Genomic DNA, 16206 nt, shown 5'->3' on the forward strand with positions numbered 1-16206 from the left:
GTTATTCGCGCGGGCCCCGCAGGGTCAGTGCGGCAGCCGTCGGAGCTGGACGAGACCCAGCCAGGTTTGCGGGCCGGGCTGCACCTGGGCGGCGCGGACCGCGTAGGCCCCGGGCTCCAGGGCCACCCTCAGATGCTCGGTCCGTTCCGTATCCGGTCCCGGCCAGGCCGAGTCGAACAGGACCACCGTTCCCGGCACGTTCCAGCGCACCTCGTGCCCCCAGACGGCCGTGGCGAGGGCGGCCGGAACCCGGGCCAGCAGGTCCTCCTCGGAATCGCCCGCGCACCAGCGTACGAAGGCGCCGTGGTCGGGCAGGTAGGAGGTCGAGGCGGGCTCGTCACCGAACACCAGCGCCGCGCTGTCCCCCACGGGCAGGAGTCCGACGGACCCGTCGACCTCGCAGGCCCGGTCGTAGTCCGAGGCCGTCTCGTCGCCGTCGGCGCCCGCCCAGAACGGCAGCACCGTCTCGGGTACGGCTATCAGAGGGCCGCCTCCCGACTCCACCCACTCCACCGCGCCCGGTTCCGCGTATCGCACCATGGCAGCAGAACCTACACGCACCGCGGGCCCGCCCTCTCACCGCGCCCAATCTCCCCCTCAGCAACCGCAGTTGTCGGCGTCCACCGGTGCCGTGAGCGGGTCGGGGGTGCGGCGCTCGCGGCCCTGCCAGGTCTCGAACTCGAACCCCTCGCGCGCCCAGTACTCGAAGCCGCCGAGCATCTCCTTGACCTGGTAGCCGAGTTCGGCGAGGGCGAGTGCCGCCCGGGTCGCGCCGTTGCAGCCGGGGCCCCAGCAGTACGTCACGACGGGCACGGACTTGTCGAGGAGCTGCTCGGCCTGCTCGGGGATGAGGGCGGTGGGCAGGTGGATCGCGCCCGGGATGTGGCCCTGGTCCCAGGACTCGGTGGAACGGGAGTCCAGGACCACGAACCCGGGGTCACCGTCGGCCGCGAGCGCGGCGGCGACGTCGGACACGTCGGCGTGGAAGACGAGGCTCGCCCGGAAGTAGGCGGCGGCCTCGGCCGGCGCGGCGGGCGCCACCCGCAGTACGGGGTTCACGGTGGTGGCGGTCATGATCTGGTTCCCTCCCGGCGGACTCGATCCCTGGCGGATATCGGTGACCAGAAATCTACGGCCGGTGATCCACTTCCTGAAGTGCCGTTCCACGGCGCGGACCTTGATCCGGCGGGGATTCCCCTGCTATTCCTCGGACATGACCGCGTATTCCCCGGACGCCACCGACTGGCGCATCCTCGACGTCCTCCAGCGCGAAGGCCGCGCCAGCTTCGCCGAACTGGCCCGGGCCGTCTCCATGTCCGCGAGCGCGGTCACGGAACGGGTGCGGCGGCTGGAGGAGGCGGGCGTCATCCAGGGGTACGCGGCGGTCGTCGACCCCGAGCGGCTGGGCCTGCCGATCCTGGCCTTCGTTCGCCTGCGCTATCCGAACGGCAACTACAAGCCGTTCCACGACCTGGTCGCCGCGACACCGGAGATCCTGGAGGCGCACCACGTGACGGGCGACGACTGCTTCGTCATCAAGGTCGCCGCGCGGTCGATGCAGCACCTGGAGGAGGTGTCCGGCAAGATCGGCACGCTGGGCTCGGTGACGACGAGCGTCGTCTACTCGTCCCCGCTGCCCCGTCGGCCGCTGGGGCACTGACGTTCCCCCGGCCGCCTCCAGCCCGCAGCCGCCTCCGGCGCCTGTTCAGCACCGGACCCGGCTCAGCACTGACCGAGTCCCCCCGCGGCCGGATCTTCCTGGAGCGCGGTGGCCGTGACCCAGCCGAACTCCCCCGACCTGAGGCTGAGCCGCACCCATAGGTCACTCGCGGAGCCGTGGGCGTCGACGGACTCGCCGTAGCCGTAGCACGTCGCCGGATACTGGCCTCCCGCTGCCACGTGGCTGACCTGGGCGCCGGCGGACGAGGGCGACTCGCGAACCGGTGCGTCCGCGAGGACGATCACCGTGGTCGTGCCGGTGTCCTCGGTGGGCGAGGGGGTCGGGGACGGCGACTCCGTCACCATGGGCGGGTCCGCGTCCGGTGCCACGGTGAGGGTCACGACGGTGCCTTCGGCGACTTGCTCGTCCGCGGCCGGGTCCTGCCCGAGGACGGTACCGGGGGCCGTGGCGGGGGCCGTGCCGGGGGCGGCGCTGCCGGAAGGCCCGTCCTGCGTCTGCACCTGGAGCCCCTGCGCCGAGAGGGTCTGCGTGGCCTCCTGGACGGACATGCCCGTCACCGTCGGAACGACGACTTCGGCGTCCTGGGTGCCGGGGTCGTCCGGAAGCGGTTCGTCCCGCGTGCCGTCGGTTCCGGGCAGACGTACGATTCCCGCGTCCTTCTCGTCGACGTCGACCAGTTGGTAGCGCTTCACCTCCTCCTTCACCTCCGGGCGCTCGACCTTGACGATCTTCTCGGGGTCGTACGACCGCCACTTCCTGCTCTTGCCCTTGAACTTCACGTCGGCGCTGTCGAGATCGTGCTCGAACGCGTCGAGCGGGTTGCCGCAGCTGCACTGCACGACGGGCTGTCCGTACAGGTCGACCAGGACAGCGATGCCCGCTTCGAGCAGGGCGTGGAAGGGTACTGCCTTGCCCTTCTTGTAGTCGTGGTTCTTCACCAGGGTGTCGTTGCGCAGCACCACGGGCGTGAGCTTCTTCACGAAGCCCTCGATCTCGTCGGTGCCTATGCCCTGCAGCCTGGCCCACTCCTCGGCCTTTGCGCGGTGAGCGGGGTCCAGGAGGAAGCGCACGAGTTTCTTCTTGGCGCAGCCCCTGTTGGTCCGCGAGCCGCCGTACAGGCCGGGCTGGTCGCCCTTCTTCGTACCGCCCTCAAGGGCGAGTTCCCCGCCGACCAGGGCGTCTGTCCCCAGACGGAGCGCCTCCTGGAAGAAGGGCGCGGCAGCCGGCGCTCCGCGGGCAACCGCCTTCACGGCCACCTTGGTCAACACCCTTGTGCAGGCGGTGGACGTCAGACCGAGAGAGAGCGTGATGAGGATCGCCGTCAAGGCGACGGACGCACGGGTCCCCCGTACAGGTTTCATGGTCATTCCTCTTCTTGTGAGGCTGTGGCCTCGCGTCAGCGGGTGCCGGCCGAGAGCGTCCAGCCCTGGCGGCACGTCGATCCGAAGGTGCCGTCGTCGCAGCCCTCGACGATGAAGCGGTAACTGCCCGTCGTGTGCTTCTGCACCCGCGCGCGGCCGGAGGTGCCGCCGCGCAGCTCGCGCTGTTCTCCGCGGGGCTCGTAGGAGCTGTAGTAGCGCAGGAGGAAACGGTCGTAGCTGTACGGCGCGGTCGTTCCCCAGTCGGCGAAGGCGTAGCCGCGCCATTCCCAGGCGGCGATGACCATCTGCGTGCCCTGACCCGGTGACCAGGTGATCTGGCCGTTCTCGAAGGTCTGGCGCTTGCCCTTCCACACCCCGCCGACGGTGACGTTCTTCGTGGTGTCGATCGGGCATCCGAGCCAGCCGTTCGTGCCGCCGAGGTCCTGCCAGCGGTCGGCGATGTACTCGTTGCGGCTGATGGGCCTGCACTCGTCCGCCGCCGACGAGTCCGCGGCGGCGGGAACGGTGCCGGTGAGCACGGCGGCGATCGTGACGGCGGCGGCTGCGAGAGAGCGGCGGGCGGTGACAGTGCGCATGGTGGTCTCCCAGGTGTGGTTCGTGGAGTTCCGGGTGGATGCCGGTCCCTGGACTGTCCCGGAGCAGCCGCTGTCACCGCATCGAAGCTGGCACGGGAGCAACTCTGCGTGTCAGCACGGATACTGAGGGCCCCGCTCCGCCTCTACCGTTGGGCCATGCCCTGGCCCCGTCGCCTCTCCCTGGCCATCGCCCTGCTCACCGCGGTGACGATCGTGGCGTGCTGCGTTCTGACGGCAGCCGTCCCGGGCGTCTCGGCCGGCCTCCTGTTCGGGCTGGTCTCGGCCGTGGTCGCGGGCTCGCTCTCCACCGGCCTCGGTGTGTTCGTCTCGCGCCGCCGTCCCACCAACCTGGTGGGAGTCCTGCTCACGCTCATCGGCTCGGTACCGCCGCTGGAAACCCTCCTCGACGTCTACGCCCACGTGAGCCTCACCAGCCCGCTACCGGGCGCCGAGACGGTCCATCAGGTGGCCGCGGGGATGTGGACCCTCTGGTACGTGCCGGTCCTGCTGCTGATGCTGTTCTTTCCCGCCGGCCGACTGCCCGCGGGCCGCTTCCCGCGGCTGGTTCTGTACGGCGTGCTGATCTTCACGCCCGTCTTCATCCTCGTGGCCGCTCTCGACCCGACGCCCTACGACCCGCCGTTCGAGGAGTTCGGCCATCCCCTGCCCACGCTGCCCGAGTCCGTGATCTGGTTCCTGCTGCTGCCGCTGCTCGGCGTGTTCATGGCCCTGCTGGTCTCGTCGGCGCTGGTGATGCGCCACCGCTACCGCGCGGGCGACCGGGTCGAGCGGGCCCAGCTGAAGTGGTTCGGGCTGGGCGTCGTCGCGCTGCCCGGCACGCTTCTGCTGTGCTGGGCCAACTACCTGCTGTTCGGCGAGCTCACCGCACTGATCTGGGTGGGCCTGGCAGCTCTGGCTCTCGGTGTGCCCTCGCTGACCGCGCTCGCGATCCTGCGCCACGACCTTTACGACGTGGACCGTGCCGCGAGCGCCGTCGTGACGTGGAGCCTGGTGACCGCCGGGCTTCTCGCGGTCTACAGCGCCGCGTCCTTCACCGGCGGCCTGGCGCTGGGGCGGGGCAGTGCGGTGGTGACGGCCGGTGTGACGGCGCTGGTCGCCGTCGTCCTGGTGCCGGTGAAGAACCGGGTGCGCCGGTGGGTGGACCGGCGGTTCTACCCCGTACGGCAGCGGGCGCTGGCGGCGGTGGCGGCGCTGGAGCGTGAGGTGCATGCCGGACGGGCACGGCCCGAGCAACTGGAGGAAGTGCTGCGGGACGCCCTGCGCGAGCCCCGGCTGCGGGTCGGTTTTCTGCTGCCGGGCGGCACGCGGTTCCACGACACGGCCGGCACCCTGGTGGCGCGCGGTACCGAGGTACGGCTCGCCGGGCGCCCCATCGGGATCATCGACGGACCCTGCCCACGCGAGGTGGCCACCGCCAGCGCGCTGCTCGTCGAGACCGTACGGTTGCGGCTCGAACTCCGCCAGGCGCTCAGCGAGGTGGAGGCCAGCCGCGGTCGGCTGCTACGGACCGGATACCGCGAACGGCGCCGCTTGGAGCGGGACCTGCACGACGGTGCGCAGTCGCGGCTGGTCAGCCTCGGCATGGCGCTACGGCTCGCGCAGCGCCATCTCGACGACGGCAGCGTCGACGTCGACGGACTCCTCGATCAGGCCGTGGCCGAACTGGGCACGGCGGTCGCGGAGTTGCGTGAACTGGCGCACGGGCTGCGGCCCAGCTCCCTCGACGACGGGCTGGGCCCCGCCCTGGAGTCCCTGGCGATACGCGCCCCGGTGCGGCTCGACTGGCGGCTCGACGGACGCGTGCTGCCCGACGACATCGCCACCACCGCGTACTACGTCGCGAGCGAGGCCGTCACCAACGCCGTCAAGCACGCCGAGGCCACGAGCATCGCGGTCGTCGTCGGCGAGAACGGCGACGGGGCGCTGCGTGTGATCATCCGCGACGACGGGCGCGGCGGGGCCGACGCCCGCGGGGGCTCGGGGCTCTCGGGGCTCAGGGACCGGGTCGCGGCGCTCGGCGGACTGCTGCACGTCAAGAGCAGCCCCGGCGGCGGGACGACCGTGGAGGCGGTGCTGCCATGCGTATCGTGATCGGTGAGGACTCCGCACTGTTCCGGGAGGGCCTGGCACGGCTGCTCGCGGACGCCGGCCACGACATCGTCGCCCGCGCCGCCGACGCGCCCGCGCTCGTCGCCGCCGTCACCGAGAACCGCCCCGACCTGGCCGTGATCGACATTCGTATGCCACCGGACCTCACCGACGACGGCGCCCGCGCCGCCCGGCGGATCCGGGAGGGCTTTCCCGAACTCGGCATCGTGCTGCTCTCGCAGCACATCGAGACGCGCAATGCCGTGGAACTGGTGGCCCAGGGCCGTTTCGGCTACCTCCTCAAGGACCGTGTCTTCGACGTGGACGACTTCCTGGACGCCCTGCTCCGCGTCGCCGGGGGTGGCTCGGCCCTGGACCCGGAAGTCGTCGCCCGCATGATCGGCGCCCACCGCGACCCCCTCGCCGCGCTCACCCCCCGCGAGCTGGAGGTCCTGGCCCTGATGGCCGAAGGCCACACCAACCTGGGCGTCGCACGACGCCTGTGGCTGACCGAGCGGACCGTGGAGACCCATGTCGCCTCGATCATGGCGAAGCTGGGCCTCGGCATCGGTGCGGAACACAACCGCCGCGTCCTGGCGGTCCTCGCCTACCTCACTGCCCGAGGCGGCCGGTAAGGAGCGGAGACCGACCGCAACGGGATCCTGCCGTTCACGAGCCTTCAGCGCCCCCTCGCTCAGTGCCCCCGCTGCCGCAGCACCGACCCCGATCTCCCCTTCACGACCTCCAACTGCGCGTGGATCCGCCGCCGCAGATCGGCGACATGGCTGACGATGCCGACGCTGCGGTCGCGTTCGCGCAGTGAGTCGAGGACGTCGAGGACCTCGTCGAGGGTCTGGTCGTCGAGGCTGCCGAAGCCCTCGTCGATGAAGAGGGTGTCGAGGCGGACTCCGCCGGCCTCGTCGGTGACGACGTCCGCGAGGCCGAGGGCCAGGGCGAGGGAGGCGAAGAACGTCTCGCCGCCCGACAGCGTCGCCGTGTCCCGCTCACGCCCGGTCCAGGCGTCGACGACGTGCAGCCCGAGCCCGCTGCGGCCGCGGCCGGCCCGGTCGTCGGAGTGGACGAGGGTGTAGCGGCCGGACGACATGCGCTGCAGCCGTACGGTCGCGGCGGCGGCGACCTGTTCGAGGCGGGCCGCGAGCACGTACGACTCCAGGCGCATCTTGCGTTCGTTGTCCGCCGAGGTGCCCGCGGTGAGGGAGGCGAGGCGGGCCACGCGGTCGTACTCCTCGCGCAGCGGGGCGAGTTGGCGTGCGGCGGTGGTCGCGCGCGCGGACAGCCGGTCGAGTTCGGTGCAGCGTCGGGCGGCCGCGTCACGCGCGGAGGCGGCGTCGCGGACGCGCTGTGCCGCCGCGGCGGCGGCACGCTCCGCGGTGACCAGGTCGGCGGGCGGTTGCTCGGCGGCGGCCGCGGTGTCGGCCTCGGCGAGGACGGCACGCACGGCGGCCTCCTCGGACTGCCAGGCGTCCAGCCGTCGTTGGAGCTCGCGGTGCGCGGCGTCGTCGAGGAGCGCGGCGGCCGCGGCCTGCGGGGTGTCGAAGCCCGCGCGGAAGGCGGCGTCGGCCAGGCGGGCGTCGGCGTCCTTGAGCCGCTGGGCGGTGTCCTCGGCGGCGCGGGCGGTGTCGGCGGCGTCGGTGAGCAGCGTGACCTGCCGCTCCAGCTGTGCGGCCCGCGCGGCCACGCTGTCGGCGGCGCCACGGGCTTGGGCCAACTCCGCTTCCAGGGCGCCCTTCTCGCGGTCCAGCCGCTCGCGGTGGCCGACCCGGGCGGCGGCGCGGACGGCGGCCTGCTGGTGGGCGGCGGTGCGCCGCTCGTGTTCCGCTTCGGCCCGCCGGAGCTCCTCGTGGACGGAGTGCAGCGCGGAGGCGTCCCTGCGGGCCTGGGTGAACAGCCGCTCCAACTTGTCGGCGGCTTCCGCGAGTTGGCTTGTCGGCAGGTCGCCGGCCTCGGCACTGGCGGCGGCGAGGGCTTCCCGTACGACGCCCAGGCGCCGTTCGTGCTCGGCGTGCCGCTCCTCTGCCTGCTGGTAGGCGGCCAGTGCCCGCTCCTCGGCTTCCCGGTCGACGTGTCCGACGTCCTTGCGGGCGGGTGCGGGGTGGTCGACGGCACCGCAGACGGCGCAGGGTTCGCCGTCTTCGAGCTGCGCGGCGAGTTCGGCGGCGATGCCGTTCAGGCGCTGCTCCTTGACGTCCAACCAGTGCGCCTTTGCCTTCAGCGCCGACTCCTGGGCGTGGGATGCCTGTCGGACGGCTGTTTCCGTGTCGCCGGCCAGCTCGTCACGCATCCGCGCGGCGGCGAGCCGCTGCCGCGCGGGCTCGCGCTGCACGGCCAGTTGTTCGGCGCGGCTCGCGGCCTCCTGCGCGGACTCGATACGGGCGTGCAGTGCGGTCCTGGTCTCCTCCCATCCGGCGAGCCAGGCCTCCGCCTCCACCCGGACGTCGTCGTCCGCCCGCTCCTGGTGGTCCAGATCCGCGCGCTCCGCGACGAGTTCGGCCAGCCGCCGCTCGCCGCGACGGGCCGACTCCAGGCCGCCCAGCTCCTCGGCGACCCGACGCGCGGCGGCGGCGAGCCCGGCGGCACCGGCGGCGGCGAGGGTGTCCGGCGGCCGGGCAGGCGTGTGCGCCTCAAGGGCCCCGCCCCGGCCGCCGGCCGTGACGTCCTCCGGCCGAAGAGCCACCTGCCCGGCTCCGGGATCGCCGCCGGGTCCGGTCCCCGCGCCCCCGTCCGGCCCAGCTCCGGCGTCTGTGTCGCCGAAGGCGCCTCGCAGCAGCGCACGCGCGCGTGCCTCCGCCACGGCCGCCCGCCGGTGTTCGGCTTCGGTGGCCTCCCGCAGCTCCAGCGCCGGTGCCACGGCCTCGGCCTTGCGGGCCCGCTCCATGCGCGCCTGCGCCTCGCGGTGCGCGTCGGCCCGCTCCTGAAGCAACCGGGCGCGCTCGCGCGCTTCGGCGAACCTCCGCTGCAGCCGGGCCACTTCGCGTACGTCGGCCAAGGCATGGTCGGCGGCGGCCTGGGCGGACTCGGCGGCCAGGAGGCGGCAGTGGGCGACGGTCAGCTGCTCACGGGCGGTGCTGCGGGCGACGGCGGCGGCACCGAGGACTGCGTCGGCCAGGCCCGGCTCGCCCGGTGCGAGGTCGGGCAACGGCATGGCCTCGCCCGCGGCCTGCTGCATCCGGTGGGCGTCGGCCAGCAGCGCGGCGTCGCCGTCCCGCACCTGAGCCTCGGCCGCCCGTCGCCGCTCGGCGAGGCGCTTTTCCACCTCGGCGAAGCGGTGGGTGTCGAAGAGGCGGCCCAGCAGCTTGCCGCGGGCCTCGGCATCGGCGCGCAGGAAGCGTGCGAAATCGCCCTGGGGCAACAGCACGACCTGGCAGAACTGCTCGCGGCTCATGCCGAGCAGCTGGGTGACCTCCTCGCCGATCTCCTGGTGCGAGCGGCTGAGGTCCTTCCAGGTCCCGGCCTGCGCGTCGTACTCGCGCAGCCAGCTCTGCGCCTTGTCGAGCGTCGTGCCCGTGCCGCGCTTCTTGGGGCGCTCCCAGGGCGGCTGCCGGGTGATCTCCAACCGGCGTCCGGCGACGGTGAGTTCGAGGCGCACTTCCGTGCGCGTGCCGGCCGCGGCGTGGTCGCTGCGCAGGGTCATGCCCTGGCCGCTCTGGCGTGCGCCCGGGACGGAGCCGTAGAGCGCGTAGCAGACGGCGTCCAGGACGGAGGTCTTGCCGGCGCCGGTGGGTCCGTGCAGCAGGAAGAGCCCGGCCGCCGACAGCGCGTCGAAGTCGACGCTCTGGGAGCCGCCGAAGGGCCCGAAAGCCGTCACATCGAGCCGATGCAGCCTCATCGCGCGACCTCCCGCACGGCCTCGTCGGCCCGCACCGCGTCGAAGGCGTCCCGCAGCACGCCCTGTTCGTCCTCGTCGGGCCCGGCCCCGCGCACATGGGCCACGAAGTCCTCCGCGATCTCCTGCTCGCTGCGGCCCGCGAGCCGCCGCGCATAGGACACCTCGGGGTCGTCCGGCGCCCGCTCGGGGGCGAAGACCAGGCTGAGCGTGTGCGGGAAGCGTTCGGCGAGGCGGGCCATGGGGTCCGCGGGGCGCACCGCGTCCGTGAGCGTCGCCTCGACCCACGCCTCCTCGTGCCGCGCGAGCTCGGGATCGGCGAGCAGTTCCTCCAGTGTGCCGCGGATGCGGGCCAGCGCTCGCGGCACCGGGCAGTCGACGCGCTCGGCGGTGACCGCGCCGTCGGCGTCCAGGTCGACGAGCCACATGCTCTTGCGGTGGTCGGCCTCCGAGAAGGAGTACGGCAGCGGCGAGCCCGAGTAGCGGACGCGCTCGGTGATGGTCTGGCAGCCGTGCAGATGCCCCAGTGCCGCGTAGTCGACGCCGTCGAAGACGCCGGCCGGTACCGCGGCCACCCCGCCGACGGTGATGTCCCGCTCGCTGTCGCTGGCCTCGCCCCCGGTGACGAAGGCGTGCGCGAGGACGACCGACCGCGTGCCGCGCGCGCGTGTGGCGAGGTCGGCGCGCACCCGGTCCATGGCTGCGGCGAGCACGGCCTCGTGGCCGGGCTTGCCGACGCCGAACTCGTCCTTCACCAGGGCGGGTTCGAGATACGGCAGGCCGTAGAAGGCCACGTCGCCGAAGTCGTCCTGGAGCACGACCGGTGTGCCGCACGCCGACGGGTCGGTCCGCAGATGGATGCCCGCGCGCCCGATCAGCCCCGCGCCCACACCGAGCCGGCGGGCCGAGTCGTGGTTCCCGGAGATCATCACCGTCGGCACGCCGAGGTCGGCGAGCCGGTGCAGGGCGTCGTCGAACAGCTCGACCGCGGCGAGCGGCGGCACCGCCCGGTCGTACACGTCTCCCGACACGACCACCGCGTCCACGCCGCGCTCGCGCACGGTCGTGACGAGATGGCCGATGAACGCGGACTGGGCGCCGAGCATGGTGACCCGGTGGAACGCCCGGCCGAGATGCCAGTCGGAAGTGTGCAGAATTCTCAAGGCGCCGCTCCGACCTGCATGTTTCCCCCTAATCCGCCCCCGGACCCAGCACGGTCCTCGTTGTCAGCACCGACCACGCTAGCGCCGGTCAGTACCTGATCCATCACGGACCTCAGTCTGCCACCGGCATCCGGCGTCAGATGACCATAGATGTCTGCGGTGATCTGGATGGGGGCGCGGCCAAGCCACCTCGACACTGTGGGGTGCGCTCTCGCATAGTCCACGAAGGCGTACAGATCGGCCGAGGCCACCGTCGGCGCACGATGCGACGAGGTCGCCGTATCTCTCCTAACGGCGGCTGCGCACAAGCAGACAGAGGAAGTACGGCGTGCCGATCACCGCCGTCATAAGGCCGGCGCCGAGCTGGGCCGGTGCGATGACGGTTCGGCCGACGAGGTCGGCGGTGCAGACGAGGACGGCGCCGAGGAGTACCGCGACCGGCACGACCCGGGCGTGCTGACGACCCACGAGGGCGCGGGCCGCGTGAGGTGCCACGAGCCCCACGAAGCCGATGGTGCCGGCGGCGGCCACGGCGGTGGCGCTGAGCAGGACGGCAAGGGCGAGGAAGGCGAGGCGTCCTCGTGCGAGGTTGAGCCCGAGGAGCCGCGGGGTGTCCTCGTCGAGCGACACGAGGTCGAGCTCGGTCCGCCGCAGGGCCGTGGCGGTCACACCGATGGCGAGGACGGCCGCGAGGGGCGCCACATCGGGCAGGGTCCGCCCGTAGGTGGAGCCCGACAGCCAAGTGAGCGCCTTCGTCGCGTTGAACGGGTCGGTGAGGATGATGAGAAGGCTGATCAGGGCGGCCGCACCGGTGGCGACACCGAACCCGACGAGGACGAGCCGGTTCTGCTGGAACCCTCCCCGAGCCGCGAGCCCGAAGACGAGGACGGAGCTGAGCGCGGCGCCCGCGAACGCCGCTCCGGCCACGCCCCACGATCCGACGGACGGCACGGTCGTCACGAGGAGGACGGCGCCGAGCGCGGCGCCGCCCGAGACGCCGAGGATGCCCGGCTCGGCGAGAGGGTTGCGGGTGACGGCCTGGACGAGCGTTCCCGCCAAGGCGAGTGCCGCGCCCGCGAGAAGGGCGGCCAGCACGCGGGGCACCCGTGTGTCGAGGACGAAGGTGACGGTCTGACCGGCCTGTCCCTGCGCCCAGTTCGCCACGTCGCCCAGCAGGAGCTTGCTGTCGCCCAGCAGTACGGCGGCAATGGTCACGCCGACGAGTACGGCCACCAGGACCGCCGTGGTGATGAGGAAGACGGCCCTGCTCCTGATGCGCAGCCGGTCGGGCGCGGCCCCCGCCGTGTCGCGGACCCGCGTGGCCATGACGATCAGGAATACGGCGCCGACGAGGCTGGTGACGACGCCGGTCGGCACGGCGACCGCGGTGTCCGCGGGCACCACGGCGCGCAGCAGCACGTCGGAGCCGAGCACCAGGGCCGCACCGGTGAGAGCGACGACCGGCAGGCTCGAACGCGTCCGGGTGAACGCGCGGAACCTGCGGGCGAGGGGGCGGACAAGGGCGGGGGCGCACAGGCCGACGAAGCCGATGGGCCCGGCGAGGGTGACGGCGGCCGTGGAGAGCAGGGCGGCGAGGACGACCGCGGTGATGCGGGTGGCACGGACCGGGACGCCGAGGCCGCGGGCCGCGTCGTCACCGAGGCCCAGGACGTCGACGCGGCGGGCGATCAGCAGCAGTCCGGCGAGGCCGGCGAGCCCGATGGGGGCCATCTGCAGCACGCCGCCGAACCCGTTCTGGGCGATGCTGCCCTGGTTCCACTGGTAGAGGCCCTCGGTCTGCTGGGGGAACAGCAGGAGCAGGCCCTCGGTGACGGCGGTGAGGCCGAGGGTGAGGGCGCTGCCCGCGAGGACCAGCCGTACGGTGCCGGCGCCCAGGCCCGACAGCCCGAGCACGACGGCCGCTGCCGCGAGGCCGCCGGCGAACGCGACGCCGGAGGAGGCCAGGAGCGGCAGCGAGACGCCGGTGGCGGCGACCAGGCCGAGGGAGAGGTAGGAACCCGCGTTGACGGCGAGGGTGTCGGGCGAGGCGAGGACGTTGCGGCTGACCGACTGCAGGGCGGCGCCGGCCATGCCGAGGACGGCGCCGACGAGGAGCCCGGCGGTCATTCTCGGCAGCCGGGAGGCGATGACGACGGAGGCGTCGTCGGGGTCGGCCCGGCCGGTGAGCGCCTTGAAGACCTCGGGGGCGCCGACCGCGGCCGTGCCCTGCGTGATGTCGACGACCGCGAGGGCCGTGACGAGAAGGAGTAGAGCGGCCGTCACCGCGGCCGCGCCCGTCCGGGACGTGGCCGCCGACGGACGGGTGGCGGGAGGTGTCGCGGTGACGGCCATGGTGTTACTTCGTCAGCGCGGCGACGAGGGCGTCGATGTACTGGTTCATCGACTCGGGACCGCCGAACATCCAGATGCCGTCGGGCATCCGGTGGACGTTGCCCTTCTTCACGAACGGCAGCGACGTCCACACCTTGTCCTTGGCCAGGGCGCCCTTCTCGGTGAACGGCGTGCTGCTCTTGTCGCCGTCGTTGGCGATGTAGGCGAACTGCACGTCGCCGAGCTTGGTGAGGCCCTCGACGTCGGTGGAGCCGAGGCCGTAGTCCTTGTCGCCCTCGACCGTCCAGGCGTTCTTCAGACCGAGCTCCTCGCTGACCGCGCCGATGAGCGAGCCGTTGGTGAAGGGCCGGATCGAGACCTGGTTGGAGACGACGTAGCCGTCGGCGAAGGCGTACTTCGCGCCGCCGAGACCGGCGTCGGCGAGGGCCTTCTTGCCCTCGGCGACCTTCGCGTCGAACCCGTCCTTGAGCTTCTCCGCCTGCTCGGTGGTGCCGGTGGCCCGGGCGATGAGGTCGACGTTCTTCTTCATCTGCCCGATGGGGTCGGCGGCGTCGGCGGAACGCACCTCGATGACCGGGGCGACCTTGCGCATCTGCTTCACGGCGGCCGGCGGCAGGTCGGTGCTGGCGACGATGAGGTCCGGCTTCAGGGAGGCGATGGTGTCCATGCTCGGCTCGCCACGGGTGCCGATGTCCTTGGGCTCGTTCTTCAACGGGACCGCGGTGTCCCAGGTCTTGTAGCCCTTGACGTCGGCGACGCCGACCGGGTCGACACCCAGCGATATCAGGAGCTCGACCTCGTGCCACTCGGTTCCGACGACCTTCTTGGCGGGCCCGTCGAGTTCGACCTTGTTGCCGGTGGCGTCGGTGAGGGTGATGCGCTCGGTGCTCTTGCCGGCCGCGGCGTCGTCCTTGGCAGGCTCGGTGGTTCCGCAGGCGGACAGGGCGAGGGCCGCGGCGGTGGCGGCCGCCGCGGTCGTGAGGAGGCGTCTCATGAGGGTGTGCTGAGCCTTTCGGTCCGCGAGTGGTGTCGGCCGATCGCGCGGGTGCGCAGCCGGCCCGTGAGGGGGTCGGTGTCGACGTCGATGCGGATGCCGTACGTGTCGGTCAGCCGCTGTGGCGTCAGTACGTCCTCGGGGCCGCCGTCGGCGATGACCCGCCCCTCGTGGAGCAGGACGATCCGGTCGGCCACGGCCGCGGCCTGGTCGAGGTCGTGCAGGACGGCGCCCACGGCGATCCCGTGGTCGTCCGCCAGATCGCGCATGAGGTCGAGGAGTTCGACCTGGTAACGCAGATCGAGGTAGGTGGTCGGCTCGTCGAGCAGGAGTACGCCCGTCTCCTGGGCGAGACAGCCGGCCAGCCACACGCGTTGAAGCTGTCCACCGGAGAGATGCTCCGCACCGCGTTCGGCGAATTCCGCGACGCCCGTCATCGCGAGCGCGCGGTCCACCGCCGCCCGGCCACCCGGGTCCGCCCTGCCCCAGCGGCCCCGGTACGGGTACCGGCCGAACTCGACGACGTCCCGTACCGTCAGCCCGCTGGGCGTGGGGCGGCCCTGCGTCAACAGGGCCACTCGGCGCGAGAACTCACGCGGAGTCAGCGCGAGGCCGTCGGTGTCGCCGTCGATGGTGAGCGTGGCGGTCCTGGGCCGCTGCAGCCGCGCGATGGTACGCAGCAGCGTCGACTTGCCGCTGCCGTTCGGCCCCACCAGGACGGTCACTTCGCCGGGCCGCAGCGTCATCGAGGCGTCGTGTACGACATCGACGCCGTCGTACGCCACGGTGACACCCGTGGCCGACAGTTCATGGCCGTTGTGACGTGTGACCGCGGCACTCTCTTCACCTGCATGCACCCGGCGAGGTTAGCCTAACCTTATCGCATAGCGGAAGGTGCCCCGAAGGGACGCCACAAGAGGAAAACCGGCCAAGAGATCGGGGCGGCCGAGGAGAGGTGTTGTGTGCGCGGACAGCGTCGCGCTCGGAACGGGGCCGAGCACGCCGTATCGCCCGCGCCGGCGTCCGACAGTGTCGTGCCGCGCGAGGTGGAGGGGCGACTGCGGTTGCGCGGCGTGTCGTACGCCAGTACGAGCCTCCAACGCCTCATGAACATCAGGCCGGCGAGCTGCGCTTCGCTCTGGCGTCGCCTCGCCCGCCGAGCGGAATCAGTGTCTCCAGATGGGCTCCCTTGACCCAGGCCTCCGGCCGGTCCCGGTGCAGGGCCACGATGTTCTGCCGCAGCGCCTGCCTTGCGCGGCTTTGGTGAACGTACGGCAGGTGGTGACGAACACAGCGACATCCGCGCCGTGCTCAAGGCAGGCGGTGCCCACACGCCAGCACCAAACCAGCACCGGCACCGGCGACGAGCGCATCGACGACGAGGCTAACGGCGGCCTGACACGCTCGCCGTACGCCCGTTACGGATATTTCACCCCTGCCGCCGCTGCCTGACCAGGCGCGGCTGCCGTCGGCCGGTCACGCGTCCCCGTACGCCTCTCCCCCGAGCTCGAATCCCGCCGTCCCCGCCGTCGCATCCGCGAGCCACGCCCGGAACGCGTCCACGTCGGCGTCCGGCAGACCGATCTCGATCGTGACCGCCTCCCCGTACCGCACGTCCCGCACCTCGCGCCCGGTCGACCTCAGGTCGTTCTGCACCTTGCCCGCGCGCTGGTGGTCGACGGTCACCGTGGCCAGCCGGAAGCGGCGCCGGGTGAGCGTTCCGAGGGTGTCCAGCGCCTCGCCCACGGCACCGCCGTACGCCCGGATCAGCCCGCCCGCGCCGAGCTTGACGCCGCCGTAGTAGCGGGTGACGACGGCGACGACGTACCGCATGTCGCGGCGCAGCAGCATCTGGAGCATGGGTACGCCGGCCGTGCCGCCCGGTTCGCCGTCGTCGCTGGCCTTCTGGATCGCGGCGTCGGCGCCGATGACGTACGCCCAGCAGTTGTGGGTGGCGTCCGCGTGCTCCTTGCGCCGGGCGGCGACGAAGTCCTGGGCCTCCTGTTCGGTGGCCGCCGGGGCGAGCGCACAGATGAAGCGTGAGCGGTTGACCTCGGTCTCGTGCACGCCCGCGTGGGCGACTGTGCGGTACTCGTCCTGCATCCG

Annotated in this window: 13 protein-coding genes; 3 read left to right on the top strand and 10 right to left on the bottom strand. The window is 72.5% G+C overall.

Annotated features, from left to right (window positions below):
- Positions 1 to 24 precede the first annotated feature (24 nt).
- Positions 25 to 540, bottom strand: coding sequence for an immunity 21 family protein (locus tag ACIREI_RS32290; RefSeq protein ID WP_403340319.1), 516 nt, complete (start codon positions 538 to 540; stop codon positions 25 to 27).
- A 57-nt stretch (positions 541 to 597) separates the two neighbouring features.
- A complete protein-coding gene (locus tag ACIREI_RS32295; protein WP_403340322.1) occupies positions 598 to 1074 on the bottom strand; it encodes a rhodanese-like domain-containing protein in 477 nt (158 codons plus the stop codon).
- 139 nt (positions 1075 to 1213) lie between these two features.
- Here ACIREI_RS32295 and ACIREI_RS32300 point away from each other — a divergent pair, with 139 nt between their 5' ends.
- Entirely contained in the window at positions 1214 to 1660 is a 447-nt protein-coding gene (locus ACIREI_RS32300) for an Lrp/AsnC family transcriptional regulator (protein WP_403340325.1), read from the top strand.
- Positions 1661 to 1722: 62 nt separating this feature from the next.
- Here the strand turns inward: ACIREI_RS32300 and ACIREI_RS32305 are convergent, their stop codons facing one another.
- Together ACIREI_RS32305 and ACIREI_RS32310 are read right to left on the bottom strand one after the other, a co-directional pair.
- Positions 1723 to 3042 carry a DUF6777 domain-containing protein gene (locus ACIREI_RS32305; protein ID WP_403340328.1) on the bottom strand — a complete coding sequence of 440 codons (1320 nt, stop codon included), beginning with the start codon at positions 3040 to 3042 and terminating at the stop codon, positions 1723 to 1725.
- Between the two features lie 35 nt (positions 3043 to 3077).
- A complete protein-coding gene (locus tag ACIREI_RS32310; protein ID WP_403340331.1) occupies positions 3078 to 3638 on the bottom strand; it encodes an LGFP repeat-containing protein in 561 nt (186 codons plus the stop codon).
- Between the two features lie 156 nt (positions 3639 to 3794).
- On the opposite strand from ACIREI_RS32310, the gene ACIREI_RS32315 reads away from it, so the two are divergent.
- Positions 3795 to 5750: a histidine kinase gene (locus ACIREI_RS32315; protein WP_403340333.1), complete on the top strand. Its 1956-nt coding sequence runs from the start codon at positions 3795 to 3797 to the stop codon at positions 5748 to 5750.
- Positions 5738 to 6382: a response regulator gene (locus tag ACIREI_RS32320; RefSeq protein ID WP_403340336.1), complete on the top strand. Its 645-nt coding sequence runs from the start codon at positions 5738 to 5740 to the stop codon at positions 6380 to 6382. The genes ACIREI_RS32315 and ACIREI_RS32320 overlap by 13 nt, the downstream gene beginning before the upstream one ends.
- A gap of 59 nt (positions 6383 to 6441) precedes the next feature.
- On the opposite strand, the gene ACIREI_RS32325 is transcribed toward ACIREI_RS32320, so the two are convergent.
- The 6 genes from ACIREI_RS32325 to ACIREI_RS32350 form a co-directional block, all read right to left on the bottom strand.
- Positions 6442 to 9594: an AAA family ATPase gene (locus ACIREI_RS32325; protein ID WP_403340339.1), complete on the bottom strand. Its 3153-nt coding sequence runs from the start codon at positions 9592 to 9594 to the stop codon at positions 6442 to 6444.
- Positions 9591 to 10754 (bottom strand): exonuclease SbcCD subunit D, encoded by a 1164-nt coding sequence (locus ACIREI_RS32330; protein WP_403340340.1) that lies wholly within the window; start codon positions 10752 to 10754, stop codon positions 9591 to 9593. The genes ACIREI_RS32325 and ACIREI_RS32330 overlap by 4 nt, the downstream gene beginning before the upstream one ends.
- A 288-nt stretch (positions 10755 to 11042) precedes the next feature.
- Positions 11043 to 13106: an iron ABC transporter permease gene (locus ACIREI_RS32335; protein WP_403340343.1), complete on the bottom strand. Its 2064-nt coding sequence runs from the start codon at positions 13104 to 13106 to the stop codon at positions 11043 to 11045.
- A 4-nt stretch (positions 13107 to 13110) separates the two neighbouring features.
- Entirely contained in the window at positions 13111 to 14100 is a 990-nt protein-coding gene (locus ACIREI_RS32340; protein WP_403340346.1) for an iron-siderophore ABC transporter substrate-binding protein, read from the bottom strand.
- Positions 14097 to 14957: an ABC transporter ATP-binding protein gene (locus ACIREI_RS32345; protein ID WP_403340348.1), complete on the bottom strand. Its 861-nt coding sequence runs from the start codon at positions 14955 to 14957 to the stop codon at positions 14097 to 14099. Before ACIREI_RS32345 ends, ACIREI_RS32340 begins: the two co-directional genes overlap by 4 nt.
- 619 nt (positions 14958 to 15576) lie before the next feature.
- Positions 15577 to 16203 (bottom strand): YigZ family protein, encoded by a 627-nt coding sequence (locus ACIREI_RS32350; RefSeq protein WP_403340350.1) that lies wholly within the window; start codon positions 16201 to 16203, stop codon positions 15577 to 15579.
- Positions 16204 to 16206: the final 3 nt, after the last annotated feature.

The sequence above is a fragment of the Streptomyces sp. NPDC093591 genome, assembly GCF_044764885.1.
Lineage (GTDB): Bacteria > Actinomycetota > Actinomycetes > Streptomycetales > Streptomycetaceae > Streptomyces.